This is a genomic window from Oceanobacillus arenosus (genome assembly GCF_003369575.1).
GTDB lineage: Bacteria > Bacillota > Bacilli > Bacillales > Amphibacillaceae > Oceanobacillus > Oceanobacillus arenosus.
Genome location: NZ_PIOC01000001.1, coordinates 110,706 through 123,330 on the forward strand (window position 1 = coordinate 110,706; position 12,625 = coordinate 123,330).

At 35.2% G+C, this 12,625-nt stretch carries 7 protein-coding genes; 3 read left to right on the forward strand and 4 right to left on the reverse strand.

From position 1 onward, the window contains the following. Positions 1–44: 44 nt before the first annotated feature. On the reverse strand, positions 45–752 hold the full coding sequence (locus tag CWR48_RS00445) for a PIG-L family deacetylase (protein WP_170140649.1): 708 nt from the start codon (positions 750–752) through the stop codon (positions 45–47). 169 nt (positions 753–921) lie between these two features. Between CWR48_RS00445 and CWR48_RS00450 the strand changes: the two genes are divergently transcribed. Continuing rightward, entirely contained in the window at positions 922–2,046 is a 1,125-nt protein-coding gene (locus CWR48_RS00450) for a heparan-alpha-glucosaminide N-acetyltransferase domain-containing protein (protein ID WP_170140650.1), read from the forward strand. A gap of 46 nt (positions 2,047–2,092) precedes the next feature. Here the strand turns inward: CWR48_RS00450 and CWR48_RS00455 are convergent, their stop codons facing one another. Further along, a complete protein-coding gene (locus CWR48_RS00455) occupies positions 2,093–4,483 on the reverse strand; it encodes a S8 family serine peptidase (protein ID WP_115771070.1) in 2,391 nt (796 codons plus the stop codon). Positions 4,484–5,357: 874 nt separating this feature from the next. Continuing rightward, complete coding sequence (locus tag CWR48_RS00460; RefSeq protein WP_115771071.1) at positions 5,358–6,437, reverse strand: glycosyltransferase family 4 protein; 1,080 nt, start codon at positions 6,435–6,437, stop codon at positions 5,358–5,360. A gap of 341 nt (positions 6,438–6,778) precedes the next feature. Between CWR48_RS00460 and CWR48_RS00465 the strand changes: the two genes are divergently transcribed. Beyond that, complete coding sequence (locus tag CWR48_RS00465) at positions 6,779–8,779, forward strand: acyltransferase family protein (protein WP_115771072.1); 2,001 nt, start codon at positions 6,779–6,781, stop codon at positions 8,777–8,779. Between the two features lie 82 nt (positions 8,780–8,861). On the opposite strand, the gene CWR48_RS00470 is transcribed toward CWR48_RS00465, so the two are convergent. Further along, complete coding sequence (locus CWR48_RS00470) at positions 8,862–11,264, reverse strand: cell wall-binding repeat-containing protein (protein ID WP_115771073.1); 2,403 nt, start codon at positions 11,262–11,264, stop codon at positions 8,862–8,864. A 247-nt stretch (positions 11,265–11,511) separates the two neighbouring features. Here CWR48_RS00470 and CWR48_RS00475 point away from each other — a divergent pair, with 247 nt between their 5' ends. Beyond that, the gene (locus CWR48_RS00475) at positions 11,512–12,534 is read left to right on the forward strand and encodes an accessory Sec system protein Asp2 (protein WP_115771074.1); all 1,023 of its coding nucleotides are present in this window, start codon (positions 11,512–11,514) and stop codon (positions 12,532–12,534) included. Positions 12,535–12,625 lie beyond the last annotated feature (91 nt).

Genomic DNA, 12,625 nt, shown 5'->3' on the forward strand with positions numbered 1-12,625 from the left:
TTATTTCCCATCAGATAGCCTCTGAGTGCTTTACTAGATTACAACTATTCATGATACCTACTCATTGGGTCACTTTCCAAGAATTCAAACTGCTTAGGCACAGATTTCCAGCCAATTCCATACATGCCTATGATTTCATTCTCCACATTGTAGCTTTGACTAGCCGCTTTTATGAATGGATAGTAGGACGAATCATAGGAGTCTTTAAGAATATCAACATTTGTCGGTGTATAATTCGGTCCTATATAATAGGCTGCATCTGTTAGAATCTCTTGTTGCACTAGATTCCTCAAAGCATTTCCAGCTGCCGCATGATCTGGATGTGGATCATAGTAACTGAAGGTCTTATGGATTGCCATCGGGTATTTCTTATTGTATTCCTTTATTACAGCTTCCACTTGTTCTTCTGTAAGCTGTCCATCTGTGTAAGCTCTCTTCGTAATATTTTCAGATTTTACACCTAAAACCGCTAATGCCTTATCAAATTCCTGATTTCTAGCAGTAACAAATGCTTCCTTTGTCATCCCTAATTGCTTCCGTATACCAGAATTAGATCCATCTGTTAATAGTACGACATGAACATCATATCCTTGTTGTAAATAGCTATAAATCGAAACACCAAATGTTAGTACTTCGTCATCCTGGTGTGGGATGTAATAAATAACTTGATTTCCATCTCCGTTAGAATATACAGTTCCAGTAAATAGTACTGGGAAAAATAGTAATAATAATAAAAGCAATATCTTCTTCATTTTCATGTTCCCCCTGCTTCTATTATACATTTTTTTAGTATGAAAGAGAGACAAATCTAGAATTTCCTTCATTACACGATAAAAAGGAATTCTTTTATGTTAAAATTAATCCATCTATGATTCATAGATTAATATGACGAGAATAGTCGAATTAAGGAAAGGTAATTGTATGGAAAAAAATATTAGTAGAGAACATCAGCGTAAACGAAGAATACATTCTATCGATATGACACGAGGACTAATCGTTTTACTTTCTGTTTTTATGTTTAGCATCCCTTCAGGAGTTTTTTCTTTTGACCAGCATGCTGAATGGTATGGATTGACGCTTGTAGATTTTATTTTACCTTGTTTCCTAACTATTTTTGGTACGAGCATGGCGATAGCATATCAAAAAGGAGTAAAACGCAAAAGATTTTTAACGCGGACAATCAAGCTAATTATCTTCGGTCTAATCTTTAATATTATCGCTGCATGGTCATTAAGTTTTTCGACTTTACGGTTTACAGGGGTATTACAAATGTTTGCCGTCCTAGGGATTGCGACTGTTATTATTACCAAATATGTCAAAAATCCAGTCCAATTAACCTTGATTGGGATGTTGATTTTATCTATTCACGGAGCAAACTTACTTTATATTGGCAGTGCTTGTGAGGAAGGCTTACCACAGCCAGATTGTAACCCTTCTGGAGTAATTGATACTGCCATTTTTGGGGAAAACCATATTTATGCACAGGGAGAACTGGGCTACGACCCTGAGGGCATCCCATCAACCTTCGCTGCTTTGGGAAATGTTTTATTCGGATTTTCAGCTGGTAGAATGTTATTATCGAAAAAAGGAAAAGAAAATAAACTACTCATACACGGCATTGTACTAATAGTACTTGCACTGATTGTTTCATCCATTCTTCCTTTTGGGAAAAGAATATGGACACCAGCGTTTGCATTAGTAACTGCTGGGGTTACATCAGTACTTTTGGCTATTTTCCATCTACTATTTGATAGGAACCCGATTACTTCAAGAACCAAGCCTATTAAAAGGGCTATTCTATGGTTTATGGAGGCTTTTGGGAAAAATAGTTTCTTTATCTATTTTGGCAAGTATGTTTTATATTCCCTTCTTATTCATATTACGATTCAAAATACAGAAGGGGTATTTTCCATTAATCATTATATCCATATGTTTACGGAGAAGATTAGTTCAGCCCCAGTCTTAATATACGCCTCCATTATATTTGGAATCTGGACAGTCTTGGCGCTAGTTTTTCATAAGTGTAAATGGTATGTGAAGATATAAATAATGAACCCCCTATTCATGTAGCAGGGGGTTCATTATTGGTTTCTTATTTATTTAGAATAGCTTCTAGTGCTTCTTTTACTACATCGCTAACTGCTTCTGATCCACCGAAGATTGTTAAGTCTTCTAGTGTTTTTCCTGATAGATACGTACTAATATTCTTCGGTACGATATCACGTACTAACACTAATCCTTTACCTTCTTTTGCTGCAAGTACTCCACCTGTCAATGCATCCGCATATCTAGTACCTGTTGCTACGTATAGAGAGTTAACATCTGCCCCAAGAGCCTCTAAAATAGCAATGTTTGTACCGTATCGATTACTTCCACTTAGGCGCTCTGCATTTGGAAGCTGTGCTTTAACATCATCAGATACTACTTGAGTACCACCGACAACTAATGTTTGTTTAACGCCAAGATCTGTTAATGCATTAGCAGTTGCATCTGGAAGATCAGAATCCTTTGTTAAAAGAATTGGAACTCCAGCTTGTGCTGCAAATGAACCGATTGTTAATGCATCAGGGAAATTATGACCATTTGCAATAACAACTTGTTCAGATGTACCGTCTGTAAGTTCTTCTGCAATTGCTACTGCCGTATCATATCTTAAATTTCCTTTAATACGACTAACACTATAACCCGCATTTTCTAGTGACTGTTGTGCATTTTTACTAACTGCAATGTCACCACCAAGAACATAAACCTCCTCAGCGCCTAAACGCTCGATTTCAGCTAATGTTGAATCTAACATACGGTCACTTGGTGTTAATAAAATTGGTGTATCCCATGCATAAGCTAATGGTGCTCCCGCTAATGCATCAGAGAAATCATCACCGCGTGCTACGATAACTTTATCTACTGAATCATCTGCCCACCCATTTTGACTAACTTCAATTGCAGTTTCATATCGATTCTTTCCAGATAAACGTTCAATTTCTTTTGCTGGATGTTCTGGTTGTTCTGGCTGTTCAGCAATTGCGTCTGCTGCAGCAAGTGCATCTACTAATCCATGACCAAATCCACTATTCGGTACCTCTGTATATGTTTCATTTGTTAGTGGTGTTGCTGTTTCTTTTAATACATTCTTCAATTCCTCCACTGTAGCATCTGGGTTAGCTTGAAGAAGTAATGCTGCTACACCAGATACTGCAGGTGCTGCCATTGATGTACCACTTGCAGTACCATACATATCACCAGGGTATGATGAAATAATATCTACACCAGGTGCTGAAACATCTGGTTTTGTTTCCCCATATGGTGAAGGACCAATCGATGAGAATTCTGCAAGTGCATCATTCTGATCTGTTGCCCCAACTGCAAACGCTTCTGGGTAAAGCGCTGGAAGACCTACTGTTCCTTCTTTCAATTGACCATCATTTCCCGCTGAAAATACTGGGAAAATATTAGCGTCTTGCCATACCGTAATTACATCACGGAAGTATTCCCCTACATCTTCAGGAGAAAGTCCTGACATCCCCCATGAATTATTAACAATATCTGGTGCATTATTTGCATCCCCACCTGGTTCAAGGATCCACTGAGCTGCATCAAAAATTTCTTGGGCTGTTCCAGAGTTTGATGAGTCAAGTGCTTTTGCTGAAATAAATTTTGCTCCTGGAGCTACACCAATTTCTATTCCTTCTCCAGTTCCAACCATTGTTCCAGTAACATGAGTACCATGTCCTTGATCATCGTATGCTGCTTCTTCTCCATTTACCGCATCAAAGAAACTAGCTGAGTGATCAACTTCTCCTGTTTCTGCGTTAAACCCACGATAATTGTTTTTTAACCATGGATGGTCCCACTGAACGCCAGAATCAATACTAGCAACTACTAGTCCTTCTCCATTAAATCCTTGCTCCCATACTTCTGGAGCTTTTACACGATATACATTATAGAATTGATCTGCATTTTGAAGCTCGTTTGTTAATTGACTAACTGGTTCATCCACTTTCACTTCAAAGTTAGGAATAATACTTGAAACTTCATCGTATGCTGCAATTTCTTCAGCTACTTCTTGTGTAGCTGTTACAACGATTGCATTCGTGATATGGAAAGATTTAACTTCTTCAACATCGCTATTGTTATTAAGAAATGCCTTCACGTTCGCTTGTGATTGGTTAGCAGTTGCTTTTAATTCGTTAATAACAGATTCACGTTGCGAAAGTTCCGCTTTTTTAGCTGACAAGTTTGCAATACTCGCTTCTGCCTTGGCTTGACTTGCTACTTTAGCAGTATTAGCTTTTTCTTTAAAATCTACAATAAAAGTAACTTTTTCTTCATTCTCAAACTGTTCTACTAAACTACTTGATAATTTATTTACTGCCGTTGTATTCGCTTCCGCACTAATTGCTGCTGGTGCAAGTAATGAGAATACTATTAACAATACGGCAATAATACTAAACCTTTTTGTACGTGCCTTAGAATTTTTCCCCATGAGATTCCTCCTCAAATTTTTGCAAACGTGACAGTTCCTAGAAAACTAAGGTTTAACTAAGCTTTTAGGTGACATTCTTAGTTGCACTCTGTAGTCAGAAAGTTCCCGTGCTTTCTTACCTACTAAAATAAATTGCAAGTATCCCTTTAACCTATTCTTTGAATGAACCAATTCACCCCCCGTGAGTATACGCATTTCACGGTAGCAAAGATAACTGTCCTGTTGTTATGTATCCGCTTTTTATTATATGTATATATCTATGTACCTAGCTAACTAGCATATACCTTAATTGATTTCCTTCTAAACCCTATATTCAGCTTTTTGAAATTCTCCTGCTCTGTTAAATTGCTAATATAAAAACTTCTGAGAATCATAGTTTCATTAAAGCTAATTATAGGAGGAAATATGTCAGTTCGTTTTCATTATATTAGAGGCAATTTTCCCAGTCAATGAAATATTCAATAAATAGTAATTTCATACCAGTGGTAACAATTACTTTTAAATCACTTATTTCAAGTCTGTGCTTTTTGGACTATCCAATATTTACCAATAACTAGGTAGGATGAAAATTATTGCCTTTAGACAACTTCAGAAAAACACCCCCTATCCCATTGAAAAAACCACAAGATTACCTTATTCATTACTATTGAAAAATAGAAGTATTTTATAAAAGGATAGCTTTTTATTGTTAAGCGGAAATCAACATTACGATAAGAAAGTATAAAACCTAACTCACTTGCATAAGTGCAACTAAAGGTATCACCAACAGGCTTGTTGTCACCAAAGTCTTCTAAAAAATACCACATTTCTTACAAATTTCACTCACAAAACAAGCTCCACCCACTAAAGTAGGTGGAGCTTGTTTTGTGAGTTCTTATTTTTCCCTTGCACGTACGCCGACGATTCTACGCATTCCATTTAATAATGGTTGCTTGCCATTTAACATGACACCTGACATCTCCGCCATTACTTGAAGGCCAATGACAACAATTCCTAAAATGATAAGCGACGTTAATAATGTACCACTATTAAAGGTAATTGCCAAAACACCGAAAAAGAAACTAAATGCATAGATGATCAATACTGATGCTCTGTGACTAAATCCCATTTTTACTAGCTGATAATGAATATGCTTTTTATCCGCTGTAGCAAGACTTTGTCTGCTGATCGTCCTTCTAATTATTGCAAGTACGGTATCGAAAATTGGTACTGCAATTACGATAATTGGTATGATAAAACTAAATAAGGCAACATTTTTAAATAGTCCAAGCATCGAGATTACTGCGATAGAATAACCGAGGAATAATGCTCCTGTATCTCCCATAAATATCTTCGCAGGATAAAAATTATGGTAAAGAAAACCAACACAGCTCCCTATTAATATGATACATAGGTAAGCTACTACAATACGATAGTCCATAACCGCCATTACTAGAATACTAGTTAAACCGATCGCAGACACCCCTGCTGCAAGACCATCTAACCCATCAATGAAATTAATAGCATTCGATGCACCAACAATCCAAAGTATTGTAATGAGGTAGCCAAGACCTTCTAAATAAACCGTTCCAAAGAATGGCATCGTTAGCTTCTCGATAATCAAACCGGAAGAGACAACTACAAGCGCCGCAGAAATTTGCCCTATTAGTTTATAAATTGGTTTCAAATCAAATATATCATCTAATAAACCAGTAATAATCATAATGCATGCCCCAATAATGATTGCTGTCATTTGTGGGTGCTCTGGCTGCAAAAATAAAAATCCCGGAATAGCACCAATGAAGATTGCTAATCCACCTAAGCTTGCTTTCACACCATCATGCATTTTTCTATGATTATCCGGTTTGTCTGTTGCATTTATTTTAAAGGCTAATTTTTTAATTAATGGTGTAATAAGAAACGCTGTTAATGCTGAAATGATGAATGCAATGATAAATTCAGCTATATTGAACATTAGAACACCTACTTAAGATAATAGTGTTGGAGATTTAAGAAGAGTATAACATAATTCTTTAGATTTCTCACCTATCAGTCTGACTAATTTATATAGGAATTACTTTCAATTGACTACTTTAAGATGGTTCATGCTATCTGATATACTTCCCTTTTTAAATTTGTATACTAAAATATCACTTTTATTATAATACCTAGACACTTTTATACAAGCATTCTCCAATCTCTCAAATATGGTAATATTAATAGTTGATATATAGGTTAAGATAGAAGAGAAAAAGTATCAATCACTTTTGTTATGCAACATATTATTTACGCATTTTTTTAGATTGGATGGTGGAAATGGATTTATATAGAAATGCAGATAGAAAATTTAGAATGGAAATAGAAGGTTTGCGTGCTGTCGCATCAATCCTTGTTGCTGTATATCATATATGGCTGGGAAATGTTTCAGGTGGTGTTGACGTCTTCTTTGTTGTTTCCGGATTTTTAATCACTACTTCACTGTTAAATAGGTTTGAAAGAAATGGAAGGATAGACTTTCCTGGATTTATTTTGCGTTTGGCAAAAAGGCTGTTCCCGGCAGCATTTTCCGTGCTGTTCATCGTTATGATTGCTTGTATTTTATGGCTCCCGCAAGTTCGCTGGGATCAAACCCTAGCAGAAGTTATTGCTTCTGCATTGTACTTCCAAAACTGGGAGCTAGCGACTAGTGCTATTGATTATCTAGCACAAAATAATGAGGCTAGCCCATTCCAGCATTTTTGGGCTATGTCAATTCAAGGGCAATTCTATATCATTTGGCCACTTTTATTATTTATTGCAATCCTACTTGCAAAGTATATTTTGAATAAATCAGTTCGGTTTACTTTCTTAATGACATTAATCGTAATATTATGCTTGTCATTTACTTATTCTGTTTATTTAACAGAGATTAATCAACCATGGGCATACTTTGATACATTTACAAGAGTATGGGAATTTAGTATCGGTGGTATAGTGGCACTACTGATTTCGAATATAGTTTTGCGTAAATCAGTCAGTGTGATCATCGGCTGGCTTGGTCTATTTGGGCTAATAAGTTGTGGTATCCTATTACAAGTTTCTACCGTTTTTCCAGGATACGCGGCACTTTGGCCTACATTGAGTGCGGTCTTTATCCTCTTAGCAGGGAATCAAGGTGGTTCATTTGGGGTTCATCGTCTATTAAGTACTAAACCGCTAGTAAAGTTTGGCAGCATATCTTACGGATTTTATTTGTGGCACTGGCCTTTATTGATATTTTACTTTATCTTAACTGGAAATGAAACAGCTCACTTAATAGATGGCTCTATTATTATTATTTTGGCAGTTGTACTTTCTTATTTAACGATAACGTTTATAGAAAAACCAATCAGAAACAATAAATCGATTAATACAAATTTAAAAACGGCATTGGTTGCAGTGGCTATCATGGCACCAGTATTAGTATTTTCAGGTTTCTGGTCAGGAAATATTAACCATCAGAATGCAGATTTAGAAAATGTAGTTGAGAATGAAGAATATCCAGGGGCAGCAGTATTTGCTTTTGCTTCCGGAGAAGATAACATAACAGAGGAAAGTGATATACCAGTAGCTCCTTCCCCTATCCAAGCAAGAAATGATTTACCGGTACTTTATAATGATGGTTGTCATCAAACGCTAGGTGAATCAGAAGTAATCGAATGTGAGTATGGTGTTACAGATAGCCCTGATTATATAGTAGCTCTTGTTGGCGGATCTCATTCCGCACATTGGCTTCCTGCTCTGCAAGGATTTGCAGAGGAAGAAAAAATAAAAATACTAAACTATACAAAGAGTGGTTGTCGTTTCTCAGCTGAAGAATTTGAAGCTGAGGATTGTACGGAATGGAATGAAAATTTGAAAGATATTCTTCTGGCAAATAAGCCTGATATCATTTTTACAACTGCAGATGCCACGGAACTGGATAATGTACCAGAAGGATATGTTAAACAGTGGGAAACATTAAGTGATGCAGATATACCAGTTTTCGCTGTTAGGGATAATCCAAGATTTGGATTCGATGTTCCATCCTGTGTTGAAGAGAAAGGGAAAGATACTATTGAATGTTCTATTGAGCGTGAGGAAATTCTTCCAGCAGCAGACGCATGGAGTAAATTGGAAAAACCACCAAGTAATGTTCATTACGTTGATTTGAGTGACTCTTTCTGTGAAGTTGATTACTGTAAGCCAGTTGTTGGGAATATATTAGTCTATAGAGACTCGTATCATATTACAGCAACTTATGCAAACACATTGGCTCCAATTATCCGTCATAAACTAATGCCAATATTAGAGCGATAACACCCTATAAACTTTATAGACTTTAAAATCAAGGTAACCCCTAACAGATCTAAGACTGTTAGGGGTTACCTCTTTCAAATTGTTATTTTACTAGATTGATAATTTGGTTCCTCGTGTTTTCAGAAATGGCTACCGAGCCACCTAAGAAATATAGATCTGGTTTAGAATTCACTTTTTTATTTAGCCAAGTATTAACTTCATTTGGTAATTTATTTGAAAGCGTCAAAATAATCGGAGCACCTAATTTCGCTGCAAATGGAGCAGCAGTTAAAGCATCAGCAGTTTCCATTCCTTGCGAAACAAATAAATTATCAATATCACTAGTTCCGTAATAATGATCTACAATCGCAGTGCTTGTTTCAAATCTTGTAGCACCAGATACTCGTACGACATTATTTGTGCCGACTAACTCCTTCAATTGTTTTTCAACAGTAGAGGAGACAGCTATTTTTCCACCTATAATTGTTACCTTTTTAACACCATAATCTGTAATATAAGTTTGTATATTTTCGTTTAACTTTTTGTTACCTGTTAGTAAAATAGGAATGTTATTTTCTCCTGCATAAGGCGCTATTGCCAATGGATCAGATGATGTTTCTGAACCAGTAGTCACAAAAATTTCGTCTACATTAGAATGTTTATCAACTTCTTTTGCAACCTCAAGTGCAGTAACATATCGGTCACGACCTGAAATACGGTTTATACCGCTATTAGGGAATTTCTCTTTTAGTGCTTTTTCTACATCTGCAGATATCGCTTGTGTTTCTCCGCCTAAAATGTAGATTACATCAGGTTGTAGTCTATCAAGCTCTTTCTCTACAGAAGCTGTAATTTTATTATTTTGAGTTAATAACAAAGGTGAATCCAAGCTAGAAGCAAGTACACTTCCTGTTAATGCATCAATCGGCAAGTCTCCTCTACCGATGACTACCGAGGACGGCTGTTCCCAATGCCATCCGAAGTTCGAAATACTTACTCCTGTCTCATATCGTGTGAGGCCTGATAGTCTGTAGACATCCAAGTATTCATTTTTAGGACTTAAATAACTTGATGCAACCCAGCCTGTTTGACCGGAGCTTGTACGGATTGGCAACCATACATACTGATTTACATTTGAATTATTTCCTTTATAGATCCCGGTTATAGTTACTTTTGTACCTTTATTTAAGGACCCAATTACACTACCACCTGCACTGCTTCGTAGTCGTACACCATTTGCATTGATATAAGCTGTGTCATTTTTCACCAATGACTGGCTTGAATAGTGCTGTGGACCTTCTACAACAACATTTTCATTATGAAATCTAAGTTGACCATTTTCTAGCTTATACGGCTCTAACTTATATGTTGGAAATGGTGTAATATCGATTAAGCTATAATCTCTTAATCGCTCAAAAACCTTTTCCTGATATGCAGTATAAGGATTTTCTAATGGATTGTTTCTTGGTAACATTCCATTGTATGCCATTATAGCAAAATACCAGTTTTCAATTACCATAGGATCATCATTATTAATGGTTGGAATTATCGGAGTTTTTGCTTTGCTATAATTCCATTTATCTTTTAAGATCTTAATTCCCTCTTGAATATTAAAGCGAATATTTGTTTTCAAATCACGAATATACTTTTCTTTTTCAGGTCCATCTTTCAAATACATATGATTTGAAATTTGCATTATGCCAATACCAATACAATCATAACCTAGTTTAACATTGGTATCATCGTATGCTAGTGTTTTGTCCCCTGCTTTACAGGCTTTAACTCTATCTGGAACTACTGTCCAATCTTGTTGCCATCCGCTTTCTTGAAAAGCAATTGCTTTTACGATTTCTGGTGCAACTCCAGCTTTGAGAGATTCTTCAGTTAATATTTTATTAACTTCTGCATAAGAAGGATTTTCACTTAGGGCACCAATCTTTTTATCACTGCTTAGGATATTTGAATTTTCTATATCCCTTTTTCCTTCTACTACAATATTATTTGTAATAGAAAACGTTTGTGTAACAATTTTGGAAGGCTCAGTCATTATATCCCCTTCCTCAAATTCAGGATAATTTAGTGTAATTTGATTATCTTCTATATTTATCCGTGCACGTTCATACACATCAGATGAATAAACACTTTCTGCACCTGTTTCGTCAAGTTTTAATACTTCAAAGTATAGTGCATTTGATGAACCATCGTAACGATAAGTAATTATTGCATAGTTCTGGTTATCAATCACAACTTTTTTAAGAGATGATACTTTGACTGTAAAAAGTTCTTTATTGAAAATTTCCTTACCACCTTCTATAATAGAAAGCTTTGAATGTACATCTCCGTTAGAAACTAGTATTTCTTTTGTTTCTGTTAATTGCTCCTTAGTCTCGCCATTGTTGAAATAATATGTATCTACTTCTTCAGCTCCAACTTGAAACGGTAATATGAGTACTAATGACAATAGAATCATAGAAAATAGATATTTAATTAATTGATTGTGTTTCACTTTAGTATAGTTCCTCCTTCAAACTTATTTACTTATAGCATAACATGACTAACATGGTTTTATCTATTTATTTCCTGATGATTTCCCTTAAAGATACAAAAATGTAAAATAATGTACTCCTCTTTATATTTAATCAAATAACTGTTGAAAAAATATAAACATTATTCAACAGTCATTTTTTACACTAACCACATTTATAAGGTACAATATAATTACTCTACTTCTATTATTAAAGGAGCAAAATTATATGAAATTTTCGCAAGAGGAAATCTTAACTTTCAATCCATATAAGGATCATAATTTAGATGTTGAAGTTAGATTAGTGCTCAAGGACATTGTAAAAAACGAATTCTCACACTTAATTGTCATTAAGCCGAGAAAATCTGTTCAAATTAAAGTAAAAGAGCTAGACAATCATCTGCTGTATAAATATAAATACCAAATTAAGTCAGGCAACAAATGGCAGGATCATATTATGTATCAAAATATTATTGAAGAAAATGAAACGGATGAAGGAATTAAGTATTTGTTTTTTCCTGGAAATCGTAAAACCAACCTATTTGCCAAAAAGAAAGATAATCACTTAATTGTTATCTTTCAAGGTATAAAGGACCTTAATAGAACGACTTATTATAATTATATTAAAACACTTAAAGACGTAAACGCACCACGACTTTATATTAAGGATGATTATGGAACAGATGAAAAAACGCATACATCGTATTACTTAGGACCTAATAAAAGCTTTACGATTTCTGATAAGGTTTTAAATTTAATTGAAGCTGCGAGAACTGAATTAGATATCGATAAAGAAAATGTTATTTGTGCTGGTTCTAGTAAGGGAGGATACGCTGCACTCTATTTTAGCCATAAAGGGAAATATGGTTATGCAGTTGTAGGTGGTCCACAAATATTAATTGGAAACTATTTGAGTAATGGAAAAATTGATGGGCATGAAGAGAAATCCATTCTACCGCCAATTCTTAGATACCTATGTGGTGAAATTACAGTTGAAAACATTGAATGGGCGAACAATATCCTATTAAACGAGATTAAAAGGTCAGAACATCAACCTAATATTGCATTACATGTTGGAAAAGATGAACCACATTACCCTAATCATGTTGTTCCACTATTACACTTTTTTGAAGAAACTGGGAGAAAGGAAATACAATTAGACCTTGGGGATTATAGTACTCATAAGGACTTAGCGAAACATTTCCCAGACTTTCTAGAAAGGAATGTAAAAGCTATTTGTGATAGCAACTAATCGAATAACTAATAGCCTTCCTTGATCCAATTAACAAAAAAAACACATTAACTCAAATTTTGTTAATGTGTTTTTTCGTTAATTAGTTTTA